17 protein-coding genes and 1 tRNA gene are annotated in these 15,973 nt (G+C 67.5%); 10 read left to right on the top strand and 8 right to left on the bottom strand.

Annotated elements, in window-relative coordinates; genetic code table 11:
* Positions 1–72 precede the first annotated feature (72 nt).
* Both DEU35_RS06720 and DEU35_RS06715 read left to right on the top strand, forming a co-directional pair.
* Positions 73–426: a DUF485 domain-containing protein gene (locus DEU35_RS06720; RefSeq protein ID WP_103206275.1), complete on the top strand. Its 354-nt coding sequence runs from the start codon at positions 73–75 to the stop codon at positions 424–426.
* On the top strand, positions 423–2,039 hold the full coding sequence (locus DEU35_RS06715; protein WP_180993346.1) for a cation acetate symporter: 1,617 nt from the start codon (positions 423–425) through the stop codon (positions 2,037–2,039). Before DEU35_RS06720 ends, DEU35_RS06715 begins: the two co-directional genes overlap by 4 nt.
* 70 nt (positions 2,040–2,109) lie before the next feature.
* Here the strand turns inward: DEU35_RS06715 and DEU35_RS06710 are convergent, their stop codons facing one another.
* The gene (locus tag DEU35_RS06710; RefSeq protein ID WP_116239023.1) at positions 2,110–2,643 is read right to left on the bottom strand and encodes a methylated-DNA--[protein]-cysteine S-methyltransferase; all 534 of its coding nucleotides are present in this window, start codon (positions 2,641–2,643) and stop codon (positions 2,110–2,112) included.
* Between the two features lie 202 nt (positions 2,644–2,845).
* Between DEU35_RS06710 and DEU35_RS06705 the strand changes: the two genes are divergently transcribed.
* Positions 2,846–6,550: an AAA family ATPase gene (locus tag DEU35_RS06705; protein ID WP_116239022.1), complete on the top strand. Its 3,705-nt coding sequence runs from the start codon at positions 2,846–2,848 to the stop codon at positions 6,548–6,550.
* 7 nt (positions 6,551–6,557) lie between these two features.
* Positions 6,558–6,803: a hypothetical protein gene (locus DEU35_RS06700; protein ID WP_258873378.1), complete on the top strand. Its 246-nt coding sequence runs from the start codon at positions 6,558–6,560 to the stop codon at positions 6,801–6,803.
* 81 nt (positions 6,804–6,884) lie between these two features.
* Here DEU35_RS06700 and mscL read toward each other — a convergent pair whose 3' ends face one another.
* From mscL to DEU35_RS06685, 3 genes are read right to left on the bottom strand one after another with little or no spacing between them, the layout of a single operon-like run.
* Positions 6,885–7,304 (bottom strand): large conductance mechanosensitive channel protein MscL, encoded by a 420-nt coding sequence (gene mscL / locus DEU35_RS06695; protein ID WP_103206278.1) that lies wholly within the window; start codon positions 7,302–7,304, stop codon positions 6,885–6,887.
* 34 nt (positions 7,305–7,338) lie between these two features.
* Positions 7,339–7,608: an FmdB family zinc ribbon protein gene (locus DEU35_RS06690; RefSeq protein ID WP_103206279.1), complete on the bottom strand. Its 270-nt coding sequence runs from the start codon at positions 7,606–7,608 to the stop codon at positions 7,339–7,341.
* A gap of 17 nt (positions 7,609–7,625) precedes the next feature.
* Positions 7,626–8,222, bottom strand: a complete 597-nt coding sequence (locus DEU35_RS06685; protein ID WP_103206280.1) for a 5-formyltetrahydrofolate cyclo-ligase — start codon at positions 8,220–8,222, stop codon at positions 7,626–7,628.
* Positions 8,223–8,284: 62 nt separating this feature from the next.
* Here DEU35_RS06685 and galU point away from each other — a divergent pair, with 62 nt between their 5' ends.
* From galU to DEU35_RS06660, 5 genes are all read left to right on the top strand, one after another.
* A complete protein-coding gene (galU, locus tag DEU35_RS06680; protein ID WP_103206460.1) occupies positions 8,285–9,178 on the top strand; it encodes a UTP--glucose-1-phosphate uridylyltransferase GalU in 894 nt (297 codons plus the stop codon).
* A gap of 14 nt (positions 9,179–9,192) precedes the next feature.
* Entirely contained in the window at positions 9,193–9,816 is a 624-nt protein-coding gene (locus DEU35_RS06675) for a GNAT family N-acetyltransferase (RefSeq protein WP_103206281.1), read from the top strand.
* A gap of 100 nt (positions 9,817–9,916) precedes the next feature.
* The gene (locus tag DEU35_RS06670) at positions 9,917–10,978 is read left to right on the top strand and encodes a large exoprotein (protein ID WP_116239021.1); all 1,062 of its coding nucleotides are present in this window, start codon (positions 9,917–9,919) and stop codon (positions 10,976–10,978) included.
* A gap of 150 nt (positions 10,979–11,128) precedes the next feature.
* Positions 11,129–11,204: transfer RNA gene (locus DEU35_RS06665), tRNA-Ala, on the top strand.
* Between the two features lie 379 nt (positions 11,205–11,583).
* Positions 11,584–11,790 (top strand): hypothetical protein, encoded by a 207-nt coding sequence (locus DEU35_RS06660; protein WP_116239020.1) that lies wholly within the window; start codon positions 11,584–11,586, stop codon positions 11,788–11,790.
* 36 nt (positions 11,791–11,826) lie between these two features.
* Here the strand turns inward: DEU35_RS06660 and DEU35_RS06655 are convergent, their stop codons facing one another.
* The 4 genes from DEU35_RS06655 to DEU35_RS06640 all read right to left on the bottom strand — a co-directional run bounded on the left by DEU35_RS06655 (position 11,827) and on the right by DEU35_RS06640 (position 14,852).
* Positions 11,827–12,831, bottom strand: coding sequence for a recombinase family protein (locus DEU35_RS06655; RefSeq protein ID WP_116239019.1), 1,005 nt, complete (start codon positions 12,829–12,831; stop codon positions 11,827–11,829).
* Positions 12,832–13,030: 199 nt separating this feature from the next.
* Positions 13,031–13,426: a hypothetical protein gene (locus DEU35_RS06650; protein WP_116239018.1), complete on the bottom strand. Its 396-nt coding sequence runs from the start codon at positions 13,424–13,426 to the stop codon at positions 13,031–13,033.
* A gap of 149 nt (positions 13,427–13,575) precedes the next feature.
* Positions 13,576–14,025 (bottom strand): hypothetical protein, encoded by a 450-nt coding sequence (locus DEU35_RS06645; RefSeq protein WP_116239017.1) that lies wholly within the window; start codon positions 14,023–14,025, stop codon positions 13,576–13,578.
* The gene (locus DEU35_RS06640) at positions 14,022–14,852 is read right to left on the bottom strand and encodes a replication-relaxation family protein (protein ID WP_116239016.1); all 831 of its coding nucleotides are present in this window, start codon (positions 14,850–14,852) and stop codon (positions 14,022–14,024) included. The genes DEU35_RS06645 and DEU35_RS06640 overlap by 4 nt, the downstream gene beginning before the upstream one ends.
* A 747-nt stretch (positions 14,853–15,599) precedes the next feature.
* On the opposite strand from DEU35_RS06640, the gene DEU35_RS06630 reads away from it, so the two are divergent.
* A complete protein-coding gene (locus DEU35_RS06630; RefSeq protein WP_116239015.1) occupies positions 15,600–15,947 on the top strand; it encodes an Lsr2 family protein in 348 nt (115 codons plus the stop codon).
* The last annotated feature ends 26 nt before the right edge of the window (positions 15,948–15,973 follow it).

The following is a 15,973-nucleotide window of genomic DNA, read 5'->3' as shown; positions in this document are numbered from 1 at the left end:
AGCAGCGGCCGACCCGGACTTTTCCCCCGTTCGGCGCAGCGTTGCGCCGTACTCATGAGGCAAGGAGGCCACATGACGGACCGTCGCATCGACGAAGCCCACAAGGGCGGCGTCGACTACATCGCGGTCGAGGAGTCCGCCCCGTTCCGGGAGTTGAAGAAGCGCCAGCGCCGCTTCGTCTTCCCCCTCGCGGTGGCGTTCCTCGTCTGGTACTTCGTCTACGTTCTGCTGTCGTCGTTCGCGCCGGAATTCATGGCGCAGCCGGTCTCGGGCGCCATCACCGTGGGGCTCGTGCTCGGACTCGGACAGTTCGTCACGACATTCGCCATCACCATGGGCTACGTGTCCTACGCCAACCGGCGACTCGACCCGGGCGCCGAGGCGCTGCGCGCCGAACTCGAGCGAGCGGACGGGACCCGCTCGTGAACGAGATCTTCGCCAGCGTCGAGGCGGCCGTGCAGACCGTCGAGAACAACCCCGTGCTGAACATCTCGATCTTCGGCGCATTCGTCGCCGTGACGCTGTTCATCGTCATCCGTGCCAGTCGCAACAGCAAGACGGCGGCCGACTACTACGCGGCGGGCCGCTCGTTCACGGGCCCGCAGAACGGCTTCGCGATCGCCGGCGACTATCTGTCGGCGGCGTCGTTCCTCGGAATCGTCGGCGCTATCGCCATCAACGGCTACGACGGGTTCCTCTACTCGATCGGCTTCCTCGTCGCGTGGCTGGTCGCCCTGCTGTTGGTCGCCGAGCTCATGCGCAATACGGGCAAGTTCACGATGGCCGACGTGCTGTCGTTCCGCCTCAAGGAACGGCCGGTCCGCATGGCCGCGGCCATCACCACGCTCGCCGTCTGCTTCTTCTACCTCCTCGCCCAGATGGCCGGAGCCGGCGGCCTCGTGTCGCTGTTGCTGGGCATCACGGAGCGCGTCGGCCAGTCGATCGTCGTTGCCGTGGTCGGCATCCTGATGATCGTGTACGTCCTCATCGGTGGCATGAAGGGCACCACGTGGGTGCAGATCGTCAAGGCGTTCCTGCTCATCGGCGGCGCGATCGTGATGACCGTCTGGGTGCTCGCGATCAACGGCTTCAATCTCAACACGCTGCTCGAGAGCGCCGTCGCGGCGTCTCCCAAGGGTGATGCCGTCCTGGCGCCGGGCCTGCAGTACGGAAAGAATCCGTGGGACTTCATCTCGCTCGCGCTGGCGCTGGTGCTCGGTACCGCGGGTCTGCCGCACGTGCTGATGCGCTTCTACACCGTTCCGACCGCGAAGGAAGCGCGTCGCTCGGTCGTGTGGGCCATCTGGCTGATCGGGCTCTTCTACATCCTCACCCTCGTCCTGGGCTACGGCGCCGGTGCGATGGTCGGATCCGAGACGATCCTCGCGGCACCCGGCGGAGTGAACGCGGCGGCGCCGCTGCTCGCGCTGGCTCTCGGCGGACCGCTCCTGCTCGGGTTCATCTCGGCGGTGGCGTTCGCGACGATCCTCGCGGTGGTGGCCGGTCTCACCATCACGGCGGCCGCCTCCTTCGCGCACGACATCTACGCGAACGTGGTGAAGAAGGGCGATGTGCCGCCGGACGGCGAGGTCAAGGTCGCGCGACGCACGGTCATCGTGATCGGTGTGCTCGCGATCCTCGGCGGCATCGGCGTGCAGGGGCAGAACGTCGCCTTCCTCGTGGCGCTGGCCTTCGCGGTGGCCGCGTCGGCCAACCTGCCGACGATCCTGTTCTCGCTGTTCTGGAGACGCTTCACGACCCGCGGCGCGGTCTGGAGCATGTACGGCGGTCTCGGCTCGGCGCTCGTCCTGATCTTCCTCTCACCGGTGTTCTGGGGGACCGCGACGAGCGTGTTCGCCAACACGGGCGTCGCGATCTGGCCTCTGAACAACCCCGGGATCGTGTCGATCCCGCTCGGATTCTTCCTCGGCTGGCTCGGTTCCGTCACCTCGCGGACGCCCGAAGACCCGCTTAAGGCGGCGGAGATGGACGTCCGATCTCTCACGGGATACGGCGCCGAGAAGGCGTCGAACCACTGACCGACCGACGCCCGGTCTCGCTGCGGCGGGCCGGGCGTCGTCGTGCCCGGGCGCGGACGCCCCGTCGTGTTCAGGCCGAGGCGTGCAGGGTTTCTCCGAGCACCGCGTCGCTCTCGAGCGTGAGCAGATACGCCTTCACGTCGGGATGCCCGCCGTACTCGCCGATCGAGCCGTCGGCGCGAACGACCCGGTGCACCGGGACGACGATCGAGAACGGAGACGAGGCGCACGCCGTTCCCACCGCCCGCGCGGCCCGCGGGGCTCCGGCCATCATGGAGACCTCACCGTACGACGCCACTTCGCCGTAGGGGATCTGCAGGGTCGCTTCGAGCGCGGCGCGCGTGAAGCCGCGCACGAAACGCCAATCGAGGGAGACGTCGAACGACCGCCGCGCGCCCGCGAAGTACTCGTCGAGTTGCGCGACGACTCCTCGTCCGATCGACGCATCGGGGTCGGGGACGACCCCGAGACGCTGTGCGATCTCGGCGCGCGCGACATCGAGGCCGTCGTGGGCGACGTGCAACCGCACGAGGGCGTCGTCGATGAAGGTCAGCAGGATCGGCCCGACGGGGCTGTCATGTGCGGTGCTGGTGACTCTGTTCATACGTCCATCCTCGTGACCGTGCCACGGCCCTGCGGACGGATCGAGGGCGCAGGGGGAGGATGCCGCGAACTCTCCGCCTGTGGAGGAAGAGCCGATGACGCGGCGTGTCGCCGATTACCGCGAAACTCGGGCCCGCTGCGCACGATCCCGCACTGCCCGGCTTAGTCTGACAGGTGTGTGGCGAGCTGAGGACGGTGCCGTGATGGGCACTGACGGAGACGAGACGGTGTCGTCCGTCGATCCCGGCGAGCTGCGATTGTCGGAACCCGGCATCGTGGTTCGCCACGTGGCCGACCCCGAACGCGATCGCATCCGCGCCGAGGCGGCGGCCCTCGGCGGCCGCTCGACCCTCCTGCGCTTCGACGATGCGCGCGACGCGGGCATCGACATCACCAAGGCCCACCCCGGTTCGCTTCCGCAGTTCATCACCGGCCGCGCGACCATGCTGTCCAACCTCTTCCGTGACGAGGTCGCCCTGCGCACCGCGCGCATGGCTGCCGAGCGCATCACGGCCAAGAACGTCGAGCTCCGCACCGCCCGCGGCCTGGAGCCGGTGCACCTCGCCGTGGGCCTGTCGGCCTGGAAGATCGGTGGCGTGGAGTGGTCCGCTCCGGTCCTCCTCCGCCCGCTCGCCATCCGCCGCCACCACGGTGATTTCGAGCTCAAGCTGCACGGCGCGTTCGTGATGAACCCCGAACTCGCCCGCGCCTTCCGCACGCACCTCGGCATCCAGATCGATCCCGCCGCCCTCGCGGGCCTCGCGTACGACCAGGGCGTGTTCAAGCCGCAGCCCGTCATCGATCACATCCGTCGCCTCACCTCTCACGTGCCGACTTTCGTCGTGCACCCGCGTCTGGTGATCTCCTCCTTCGCCGACGTCGGTTCGGGCATGGCCCGCGACACGCACGACCTCGACCACACGCTCCTGAACGCGCTCGCCGGCCACCCCGATGACCGCGCGCGCATCACGGTCCGCCGCGACGACCCGCAGGTGATCGGCCCCGACGAGCGCACGCCCGCCGCAGACACCCTCCTGCTCGATGCCGATGCCGAGCAGGAGCGCGTGCTCGCGCGCATCGCGGCCGGTCAGTCGCTCGTCGTGCACACGCTTCCCGGAACCGGCGGCACGCAGACGGTCATCAACGCGATCGGGCAGCTCGTCCACGACAACAAGCGGGTGCTCGTCGTCAGCGCTCGTCGGTCGACTCTCGACGGCATCCGTCACCGTCTCGCCGGAGTGGGTCTCACCGGCCTGGCGGTCTCGCCCCACCACGTCCGGCGCGATCTCATCCGCGCGATCGGCCGCAACGAGAAGGCCGAGCAGCCCAAGGTCGCCGAGATCGACGATGCCCTCGTGCGCCTGCGGACGGTCCTGCGCGACTACCGCTCCGCCGTGACCGAGCCGCATCTGGCCCTGGGCGTCTCGGCGCTCGACATCCTCCGCGCGCTGACATCGCTGGCATCCACCTCTCCCGCCCCCTCGACCGAGGCCCGCTTCGATCTGGCGACCCTCGAGCGTCTGGCCGGACGACGGGATGCCGCCGCCCGGGCCCTCGCGATGGCGGCGCGCCTCGGCGAATTCCGCTTCGGCCCCGACGACTCGCCCTGGTACGGCGTGAGCTTCTCCCGCACCGAAGACGCGCGGGCGGCGCATGACCTGGCCGGCAAGCTCCACACCAGCGACGTGCCTCGCCTGCTCGAGCGCGGCTACGAGCTCATCGCCCAGACGCGCATGCGCCCGTTCCAGACGGTGTCGGAACTCGGCTCGTACCTCAAGCTCCTGCAGGGGATCCGCGAGTCGCTCGACCGCTTCAGCCCGACGGTGTTCGAGCGCCCGCTGGGCGAGCTCATCGACGCCCATTCGCCGCGCCGTGACGCTTCCGCGATGAGCGGTCCGAACCGTCGCCGTCTCAAGCGTCTGTCGAAGGAGTACGTGCGTCCGGGCGTGCACGTGCCCGACATGTACGAGGCGCTCGTGCGCATCCAGCAGCAGCGCACGGAGTGGCAGCGCGTGGTCGAGGCCGGCGTGACGCCGGAGGTGCCTCTCGGTCTCGCCGACGTGAACGTCGCGTGGCAGCGCACCGACGCCCTGCTCGGCGAGCTCGACCAGATCCTCGGACGCCAGGGCTCGGAGCGTCTGGCGACTCTGCCCGTTCAAAGACTCGTCCGCACGCTCGCGGGTCTGGCCGCCGAGTCCACCTTCTTCGACAACCTCGTCGAGCGGGCCCAGCTGCGCTCCGAGCTCGCGCGCCTGGGCCTCGAGCAGTTGCTCGTCGAACTCTCGGTTCGCCACGTTCCCGAGGAGCGGGTCGGCGCCGAGCTGGAGTTCGCGTGGTGGCAGTCGGCCCTCGAGCATCTGCTCCGCACCGACCGTGCCCTGCTCGGTGCCAACACGAGCGTCGTCGACCGCCTCGAGCGCGACTTCCGTCTCGTCGACGAGGCGCATGCCGCCGCCGCGGGTCCCCTGCTGGCCGCGCAGCTCGCGACGCAGTGGCGCATCGGCATCGTCGACCACTCCGACGAGGCGGCCGCTCTCAAGCGCGTGCTGAAAGACGGCCTGCACACCGCGCAGGAGATGTCGGATGCCGCCCCCACCCTGCTGCGCACGCTCGCCCCGGTATGGCTCGCGTCGCCCTACGAGGTGCCCGACGTCCCGACCGATCTCGCCTTCGACGTCGTGATCATCGCGGATGCCGCCGCTCTCTGCCTCGCCGAAGCGGCTCCGGCTCTGCGGCGCGCCCGTCAGGTGGTGCTGTTCGGTGACCCGGTAGTGCAGAAGCCGACGCCCTTCCGGGTCAGCGCGTCGATCCTCGGCACTCCCGACGAGGCCGACGAGGTGCCGTTCGACGGCACCTCGGTGTTCGAGCGCGTCGCCGAGCTCCTGCCTGTCGAAACGCTCACGCGGAGCTATCGCGCGGGCGGCGAAGACCTCTCCCAGCTGGTGAACGACGCCTTCTACGGGGGAGAGATCGTCTCGCTCCCGTGGGCGGGTTCGTACCTCGGTCGCGGCAGCCTCAGCGTGGACTACGTCGAGGGCGGTGTCGGCGCCCCCGATCCCGTCAGCGGTGCCGTCGAGAGCCCCGACGCCGAGGTCGCTCGTGTGGTGACCCTCGTCGTCGAGCACGCGGTCAACCGTGCCTCCGAGTCGCTCATGGTCGTCACCGCGAGCCGCACGCACGCCGAGCGCGTGCGCGCCTCGGTGGTCGCGGCGCTGGCCGGCCGGTCCGACGTGGCGGAGTTCATCTCGCGGGATGCCGCGGAGCCCTTCGCCGTGCTCACCCTCGAGGAGTCGGTGGCCGAGAGTCGCGACCGCGTGGTGTTCTCGCTCGGCTTCGGTCTCACGCGCCACGGCCGCGTGCTGAGTGATTTCGGCGACCTGTCGACGCCCGACGGCGAACGGCTCCTCACCGTCGGAATGACGCGTGCGCGTCGTTCGATGGTGATCGTGTCGTCCATCCGCCCCTCGGCGTTCGACGACGGCCGTCTCGAGCACGGCGCTGCCACCCTCATGGGCATCCTCGGCAACCTCGCCTCGCGCAACCGCGAGGCCCGTCTCGAAGACCTCGCCGACCCGTTGACGCGCGCCCTGGCACGCGAACTGCGCCGACTGGGCATCGAGGTCGACGTCGATTACCGCGGTCTGCTCCCCATCGTCGCTCGCTATCAGGGCAAGGCCGTCGTCGCCGAGAGCGACCCCGAGACGATCGGCGAGTCGCTGCGCGAGACGCTCCGCCTGCGACCGCAGATCCTCCGCCGGCTCGGCTGGCACTACGTGCGTGTGCACGCCTTCGACCTGTACAGCGACCCCGCGGGAGTGGCCTCCCGCATCGGGGAGCTCCTCGGCATCGCGCCCGCCGGCGCGGCCGCACCCGACGCGACCACCGAATCGCTCGATCTTCCCGACTGAGCGAGCGATGAGCGAGTCACCGGATGCCGCCGGCCGGGCCGCCGCTCCCGACGCGGGCGCGATGGAGTCCGGCGCCGAGCGTCAGCCCGTCGTCCGGGTGCGCGGTGCGCGGCGTGCGCGCTTGCTCGCCGCCCCGGGCACGACCGCGGAGCCCGCGCCCGCCGACGACCCCGGGCGCGGCGTAGGTGCTCGGCCCACGGTATCCGGGCCCAACGACGAGCGGATGATGCGCGACGTCCCCCCGCACTACTGACCCGCAGGGCGTACGCGACACGGCGCCCGATCCGGGACGTGGTCCCGGCGCGGGCGCCGTGTCGATGATCCGTCGGTCGGCTCAGAGCTTGTTCTGTCGCTCCAGCAGGTCGCGGATCTGCACCAGCAGTTCCTGCTCGGTCGGCAGCTTGGGCTCGTCCGCGGCGGGCTCGTTGACTCCCGCGCGCGCGGCGGCGATGGCCTTCCACCGGTTCATGGGGTAGACGAACACGAGGTACACCACGAGCGCGACGGCGAAGAAACTGATGATCGCCGACAGCAGGGCGGGCAGGGGGAAGACCACTTCCTGGCCGTAGATGCCGGTGATCGACGGGCCGACCTCGCCGTTCTCTGCGGGCTTGTAGAACACCGAGATCAGCGGGGTGATCACCGAACTGACGATGGCGTTCACGACCGCGGTGAACGCGGCTCCGATGACCACCGCGACGGCGAGGTCGATGACATTTCCTCGGAGAATGAACTCCTTGAATCCCTTGATCATGCGCTGGTTCCTCTCAGGCCGCGCCGACTCGGGCTCAAGAAGCCGAGGGCGAGGCGGACGACGTCGATTCCGACTTCGATGATGTCGAAGAAGTGGACGAGCCGCCACCGCTTGCGCCCGAGGACGAACCGCGTGAGTCGGTGCGGTAGAAGCCCGAGCCGTTGAAGGTCACGCCGATCGACCCGTACTGCTTGCGCACCTCGCCGCCGCATTCGGGGCACTCGGTCAGGGCGGCATCCGAGAACGACTGCACGGCGTCGAAACGGTGACCGCACTGCTTGCAGGCGTAGGAGTAGGTGGGCATGAGCGTCCTTCGGGTGTTCAGGAGGTGTGGGCGGCGAGCGGCAGCGTGCGCGTGGGGGTGACTACGCCCGTCACCGGCTGGTCGTGCACGTCGCGCGGCACGTCGTCGATGAGCTCGGTGTCGAAGATGACCGCGTAGACGGGCGGGCACTTCTCCATCGAGCCGAGGGTCTTGTCGAAGTAGCCGCGTCCCCACCCGAGGCGCATGCCCTGTCGATCGACGGCGGCCGCGGGGATGATCAGCAGGTCGACGTCGTTGACCGCGATCGGCCCCAGCACGTCTCCCACCGGCTCGGGAAGACCGAACAGTCCCTCGGTGATCTCGGTGTCGGCGGTGGCCACGCTCCAGTCGAGGAGCCCGTCTTCGCGGGTGATCGGGAGCAGGACCCGGATGCCGCGATCCACGGCCGCGCGCACGAAGGCGTGGGTGCCGGGCTCGGTGGGCGTCGACAGAAAGCAGGAGATGCTGCGGGCTCCGAGACGCGCGACGAGGGCGTCGAGTTGCTCTGCGACGCCGGCCTCGGCCACCTCGCGGGCGTGCGCGGAGATGGTCTGGCGGCGTTCGCGCAGATCGGCGCGCAGTGCGCGCTTGGCCTGCTCGATACGATCCGGCATGCGATAAGTCTAGGGGCGGGCGCGTTGCCGCCGGTGGCGCAGGACCCCGCTAGGGTATGCCCATGCCTCACAAGCCCTTCAAGGCCGTCATCCCGGCCGCCGGACTCGGTACGCGCTTCCTGCCCGCCACGAAGGCGATGCCCAAAGAGATGTTGCCGGTCGTCGACAAGCCGGCCATCCAGTACGTCGTCGAAGAGGCCACCGGCGCCGGTATCCAGGACGTGCTCATCATCATCGGCCGCAACAAGAACAACATCGCCAACCACTTCGACTCGATGCCCGAGCTCGAGGCGAAGCTGCGCGAGAAGGGCGACGACGACAAGCTCGCCAAGGTCGAGCACTCGTCCGACCTCGCCGACATCCACATGGTCCGTCAGGGTGAGCCCAAGGGCCTGGGCCACGCAGTGCTGCGTGCCCGCAGTCACGTGGGCGATCACCCGTTCGCCGTGCTGCTGGGCGACGACCTCATCGACGAGCGCGACCCGCTGCTCACCAAGATGATGGAGGAGTACGACAAGCGCGGCGGTGCCACCGTCATCGCGCTCATGGAGGTCGACCCCGCGCACATCCACCTCTACGGTGTAGCCGCTGTCGAAGCGACCGACGAAGAAGACGTGGTCAAGGTCACGCAGCTCGTCGAGAAGCCCAAGGCCGAAGACGCCCCCTCGAATCTCGCGATCATCGGTCGCTACGTGCTCGGCCCCGACGTGTTCGACATCCTCGAGCGCACCCAGCCCGGCAAGGGCGGCGAGATCCAGCTGACCGATGCCCTCGAAGAGCTCGCGACCGGTGGTGGCGACGGCGGTGGCGTCTACGGTGTCGTGTTCCGCGGCCGCCGTTACGACACGGGCGACCGCGTCGACTACATCAAGGCGATCGTGCAGCTCGCGGCCGACCGAGACGACCTCGGCCCCGCCCTCCGTCCGTGGTTCAAGGAGTTCGCGCAGGGTCTCTGACCCGGCAGGATGCCATGGATCTGTCCGTCCCTCGGCGGCACGGCGACGTGTCGATCCGTCTCATCCGCAACCGCGATGCGCGCGTCCTCCAGCAGCAGCTGATCGACAACCGCTCGTGGCTGAAGCGGTGGGAGGCAACCAGTCCCGACGGCCCCGTGTCGTTCGACATGCGCCTCGGCATCCGTCGTCTTCTGCAGCAGTACCGTGACGGCGTCGGCGTCCCCTTCGTGATGGCGTGGGACGACGACGTCGCCGGGCAGCTGAACGTGTGGGGTGTCTCGCGTGGGTCGCTGGCCTCGGCGACCATCGGCTACTGGGTCGCGGAGGAGTTCGCCGGCCGCAACATCACGACGATCGGCGTGGCGATGGCGACCGACGTGTGCTTCACCGAGCTGAACCTGCATCGCGTCGAGATCTGCATCCGCCCCGAGAATCACGCGAGCCTGCGCGTCGTCGAGAAGCTCGGCTTCCGGTACGAGGGCCTGCGGCGCAAGTACATCCACATCGACGGCGATTGGCGTGACCATTACGCCTTCGCCCTGGTGCGCGAAGAGGTTCCTTACGGGGTGCTCGACCGGTTCGTGCGGGGGCAGGTGCCGCCCGACGCGGCGCGCGTTCCGCCGGCCGACCGCAACTGAGCGACCCGGCTCCGGCCTTTCTCGCTCCATCGACGAAAGTCTCGTCACGACACGCCGGGGGATGCCGAGGTGTGATCTCTCGGTGACCTACCTTTATGGCATGGGTGGGCAGGTTCTCAGCGGCGGCGTGATCTTCTTCGTCGCGGTCGCGCTCTGGCTCGTGTACCTGCTTCCGTCGTGGCAGAGCCGTCATCGCTTCACCTCCGCCGAACGCAATGCCGTGCGCCTCAACCAGGCCCTTCGTGTGCTCGCCGAGACGGCCGAGACGCCGCGTGAGGTCCGGCTCGAACTGACGGCCCGCACGGCCCACCAACAGCAGAAGCTCGCGCGCCAGATCCAGGCCGAGAAGGCTCAGACCGAGCTCGCTGCGGCCAAGGCGCGGCTCGAGGTCGCTCGCCTCGAGAGTGCCCGTGACCGCGATGTCGTCAAGGAGCAGCGCGCCGCGGCCGTGGACCTGGCTCGTGCCGAGCGTGCCGCGGCCGTCGAGGTCGCTCGAGCCGAACGCGCCGCGGCCCTCGAGAAGACCCGCGCCGAGCGTGCCGCCGCCGTCGAGCGGGCGCACGCCGAGCGCGCCGCGGCCGTTGCGCGGCCCGAGGCGCGTCGCGCGCGTGCCCGTCGTCGTTTCCGTCTCGGCGTGACCACGGTGGCTCTGGCCGGTCTCGCTGCTGCCCTGGTCGGTCTCGGGCCGGTCATCGCCGGGGGAGCACCCGCGCTGCTCATCGCCGGGGTTGCTGTCGTTCTGGCATCCCTCATCGTTCTGCGCCGTATCTCGGTCGTCGCGGCGCGCACGGCTTCGCCGGCGGTGGTTGCGACCGCGGTGAAGCGCACCGTCGCCGTCGAGGTGCAGGATGTGGCTCTCGTGCCCGAGCCGCGTCCCACCTGGACTCCGCGCGAGCTGCCGCGCCCCCTGGTGGCATCGGCCGGCTCTCGCGCAGCAGCCGTCGTCGACGAGCAGCTCGCTCGCGAGGCGCTGCGTGCCGCCGCTCGCGAGGAGGCCGCGCGCGAGCTCGCCGCCCAGCAGGCCCCCACCCCGATCGAGACGGCCCGTCCGGCCGCTGTCGCCCCCGCTCCGTCGCCGTATGCCGCGATGGGGTACGTGGATGATTCCGAGATCCAGGATCACGTTCAGCGGCTCCTGGCGCGTCGCGCGTCGGGGGAGTGACGCCGGTCTCTTCCGCGGGTGGCGGGCGTGCTCCGTCGACCGCCTTCTCGACCGATGCTGCCAGCGGCATACGCCGCTCCTCGCGTGCCCGACGATGCCGACGCGCGTCGAGGTGAGCGCGGATGACGTGATAGTGTTTACGAGGTTTCCGGGCCTGTGGCGCAGTTGGTAGCGCGCCTCGTTCGCATCGAGGAGGTCAGGGGTTCGAATCCCCTCAGGTCCACCAAATCGGTCTCTTTAGAACAAATGACCTTGTAAGAGCCGCCTTCATACGGCGCTTCTCCTTCGGGAGAGGCGCCGTATGTGGTTTCCGTCGTCGTGACGATGCAGGCGAACGGCTCGGCGAGTACCCCTTCGACGCTCTCGTCGCGGGTGACCAGAATGCGCGTGAAGAACGCCTGGTTGTAAGTGCGGCGGAGCGCATCAGGGGCGCGGCGGTATGCCTCGTAGCAGTTCTCTGCGAGGGTGATCGCATCGTCGAGGTTCTGCTCCAGTACTTCGAACTCCGTTTTGAGGGCGTTGAGGCGTTCGCCGACGACGGTCATCTCCTCGTTCACGCGCTGCTGTTCCTCGCGGTAGAGCTGAGCAGGGATAGTGCCGTCGAGGTGGCCGTCGAGCAGCTTCTTGCTGCGTTCCATCAGGCGTGTCTGCTGAGTGAGGAGCATCTGCTGTGCGCGCTTGGCTTCTGCGGCACCGGCTTCCATGGTTGCTTTGAGTCGGGATTTGATCACTGCCGCACCTTCGGGAGTGAGGGCGACGAGCTTGTAGAGGTTCTCGATCTGCCGCTCGACATCGTGGATGTTGATGGCTGACATCGTGCAGTCCGTGCGCTTCTGGTGGCGACCGATTCAAACGAAGTACGGGTAGATCACTCCTGCGGAGTTCTTGGAGTAGTGGATGATGAATTTGCTCTTGCACTGGCCGCAGAAAACGGAGCTCTTCAGATAGTGGTTATGGATGCGAGCCTTCTCACCGGTCGACCGTGACGCGAAAGCCTGCTGGCATTTCTGCCAGGTGGCCTGATCGACCAGGGGTATGTGTCGTCCCGGGTAGCTTGTTCCCTGGAAAGTGACGATGCCGAGGTAGTACGGGTTGTTCAGCACGCTATAAAGCTGGCTAACCGTGAGTGGTCGGGACGCTCTCTTCGGCGTCGGGGGAGTAGTCAGTCCCCGCGCAGTAAGTTCTTTCAGTAGCTGGGTGAGCGTGTACTCGCCGGATCCGTAGGCCTCGAATGCCCAGCAGATCTGAGGTGCACGCACGTCGTCAAGCACGACGGTGCGGACCTCACGGCCTTCGTCGTTGACTGCAGCGCTATTGCGGTAGCCGATGGGCGCGCGCCCCGGCGTGCCGCCAGTCTTTGCTTTCTGGCTCATTCCTTTCACGACCTCGTTGGCGAGATTGCGCGAGTAAAACTCAGCGATTGAGCTCATGATGCCGTGGAGTAGCATCCCCGACGGCGTCTCATCGATGTTCTCGCTGACAGACACGAGTCGGGCGTTCGCCTGCTGGATGGCGAGATTGATGGTCACGTCGTCGGCTCGGCTGCGCGCCAACCGATCGACCTTATGGACGATGACAAAGTTCACCGGATTCTTGGCGATGAACGTCAGCATGCGCTGCAGGTCCGGTCGGTCAGCGGAGCGGGCAGATTCGCCGCGGTCGACGAACTCTTCGATGATCTCGGCTCCAAGCGCCTCGGCCTTGCGGCGGTTGGCCTCTCGCTGGGCGGGCAGGCTGTACCCCTCAGGATCTCCATCACGCTCGGTTTGTTGACTCGTCGAAACCCGTAGGTACGAGACGGCGGTGAGTTTGGCGACAGTGAGAGCCCCGGGCGGGGCTGCGGCTTCATACATGATCGCTCCTTTCTGGACGCTTCTTGGCGGACTTAGCTCCTTGATTTACGCTCATCTCACCTCTTAAGTCGAGATGTATGGCGATGTGGTTTTGTCAACGCTGACCTGGGGAAAAGTCAGTCCGCCGGGTCGTGAGTGTGGTCTGTTGGTGGGCATGGGGTCAGGCGGCTGGCTGCGCGTCTGGCCCCACGGGTGACGGTTAGTGTTGCCTCCACCGATCGATGGCGGGTACGAACGTGATCATGTTCTCGCTCAGGTGGTGCATGAACAGATGGAAGTCCTTACGCCGCCAGGTCAGGTACTCGTCGCGGGCTGCGTAGAGGTCCCTGACGTGGGTTTCCGATATGAAGGCAACTGCGCTGGTGAAGGCGGGCCGGTACCCCGGTTCGTCGCCGTACTCGATGTACTCGGCCACGATGATCACGCCCTCGGCTCTAGCGGTTTTGGCGATGAACTCTCGTTGCCGAGCGATGGAGTAGTCGCCGACGCGGCGGGGTGCCCGGTCGTCTCCCTCTTTGCGGGCCCTCAGGTAGGCGACCCCTACCCTGTAGGTCTCTCCGAGGTAGTGCTCTTTGTAGATTGACGTGATGTGCATTGGTGCGCCGCCTTTCGGTTGAAGCACCGAAGCCGTTCCCTACCGGTCCCCGGTCTGTTTAGTTGGATTTCCCCACCTGCGGGAGGTGAAGCCGGTGCCGCCCCGGGATAGTGCTGCGTGGCGGGGCGAAGTCTGTGGGGTGACCTGGGCTACTTGTAGAAGATGTGCCACCAGCCGTCGAGGCGGACGGCGTCGTAGGTGGCGGCGATGCGTTCGTCGACGACGGCGTGGTTCCAGCGCAGGTGGTCATCGGGGATGCCCTGCTCGTCCATGACGTTCTTGACGGCGTCGAGCCAGCCGAGGCCGTCGAGGACGTCGCGGCGGAACTCGGCGAAGTGCTCCCACGCATCGACGTACGCGTCGTGAAATGCCTCCTCAAGGTTGGCGGCGGCGATGTTCGTGTCCGGCAGCAGGAGGTAAGCGGCGGCGCCTGCCCCGCCCTCTCTCACGAGCGAGAGGAGACGGAGGGCATCGTCTGGGTCACGAAGCGTGCTGAGCGAGCGGTCGACGGAGGCTTGGGCCTCCGGGCCGAATCGGTCGTCGCCCCACTCCTTCTTCTCAGGGCCGTGGTCTGCGGGTGGTGGTGTTTCGGGGCTCATGACTCCTCCTTTCGTGATTCGGGTGTCTCGATGTCGGTGCCGGGGTCGACGGTGGCCGCGAGCTGGTCCGGCGTGATGACGGTGAACAGCCGGTTTGGCAGCGTGGGGTCGCCGTAAATCGCCTGTTCGAGCCGCTGGACGCGGCGCTGTGTGGGCACGATCCAGAGGACTCGGGGGAACACGCCGTGTTCGGCTTGGGCGCGGCCGGTGGCCTTGTAAGCCGCGTACAGGCGGCATTTGGCGATGAGTACGGGCGTGCTTTCGGTGCCGCGGTCGATCTCGAGGTACCAGTGATCGTCGAACTCGGGTGTGGACAGGTGGGCGTAGAGGTCGGGTTTGAGGACGGCGGTGGTGCCGTGGCTGGTGAGGAAGGTTCGCCAGGCGTCCGTTTCGACGTGGACGGCGGCGAGGTCGAGGGCGGTGTGTCGGCTGAGTTCGTTGAGGGTGACGACGGTGTCGGTGACTTGGAGGTGGTGGTCGAGGAACGCTGTCGTGGGGTCGCCGACGTGGCGGCGGGGTGCGCCGCGGGGTCTGGTGAGGCGTTCGCCGGCGACGTCGAGGTGCCAGATGAATCCGGCGGAGCCGTGGCGGATGCCGCCAATGCGTCGATCGAGGCGGGAGACGAGACGACGCTCGAGGAGCCGGTCGAGGACGCGGAGGCACGCCCTGGTGGCAGCGCCGCTGGTCGCGTGGGTGGTGAAGTGCATGCGGCAGAGCTGGGTGGTGCTTGCGAACTTCTGGGTGGAAAGAAAGCGCAGGATGGCCCAGTCCCTGGGGCTGAGGCTGTCTGCGATGTGTTGCAGGGTGCGTCGTCCGATGCTGCTCATGACTGGGCCCTCCCCGGCACAGGGGATCCCGCCAGGGGCGGGATAGTCCGCAGCCGCAACCGACTAACAGCGGCGGAAACACGGGGAACGAGGGGCTTGGTGGGCAACGTGACCGGACGGGCGACCCGACAGGGTCGCTTCTCTCCAGTCGCGGCCTGCAATTGGGCATGTGGAGCCAACTACTAACCGCCAAGAAATGCGGCGGCTGCAGCGGCTCCTCCGCACGGTTCGCGAGGAAGCGGGCATCCGTCAGGTTGACCTTGCAAGCGACCTCGGCGTCCCGTAGTCCTTCGTCAGCAAGTATGAGAACGGTGAACGGCGTCTCGATGTGGTTGAGACCCGGGCGGTCTGCCAACGCCTAGGCACCACCCTGGAATCCGTGCTGGTTCGATTCGACTCGGAATCCTGACTACTCAAGCTCGTCCAGTCAGTCCGATGCTGGGGGCTCAAGTCCCTCGCCACGAGGTCATTTCGCAAGTAGCCACCCGTGAGCGAGGTGGCAAACGAGAACGAGGTGGGCGTTCTGCACGCGAGAGGTTTGAGCGCTCTGGTCAGCCCCCTCGATCGTTGCGCGTGGTAGTAGAAGTCTGCAAGCGAACGGCCATACGCCGGTTACTGCCGCTCCGCCAGCTGAAGGACAAGAGATGCACGGATGGTCGAGTTAGCTGTCTTTGATATTGCAGCTTCGAATGGCTCGATCCAAATCGATCGTGAATTGTTACCTTCGGGTGTAAGGTTTTGCTCACCATGGCTACCAAACACATTGCGCAGATCACCGACGACCTTGACGGCACCGTTCTCGAGCAGGGCGAAGGAAAGCAGATCACCTTCTCCGTTGAAGGACGCGCGTACGAGATTGACCTCTCTGACAGCAACGCCGACAAGTTCTACAAGGCGCTGACGCCGTTCGTTGACGCAGCACGCCCGGTTGGGTCCGCCGGCGCCGGTCGAGCCAGCCGCGGTGCGGCTCGCTCCAAGAGCGACCTTGACCTCGGCGCGATCCGTGAGTGGGCTCGGGCTAACGGCCACACGGTCAGCGATCGTGGGCGCGTCCCGGGTAGCGTCATCGAGGCTTACAAGGCGGCTACGGCGTAACTGGTTCGGACAGTAGGACACCCCCG

It is taken from the genome of Microbacterium sp. AG157 (genome assembly GCF_003385695.1).
Classification (GTDB): domain Bacteria; phylum Actinomycetota; class Actinomycetes; order Actinomycetales; family Microbacteriaceae; genus Microbacterium; species Microbacterium testaceum.
This window is presented reverse-complemented; position numbering and strand designations above follow the sequence as displayed.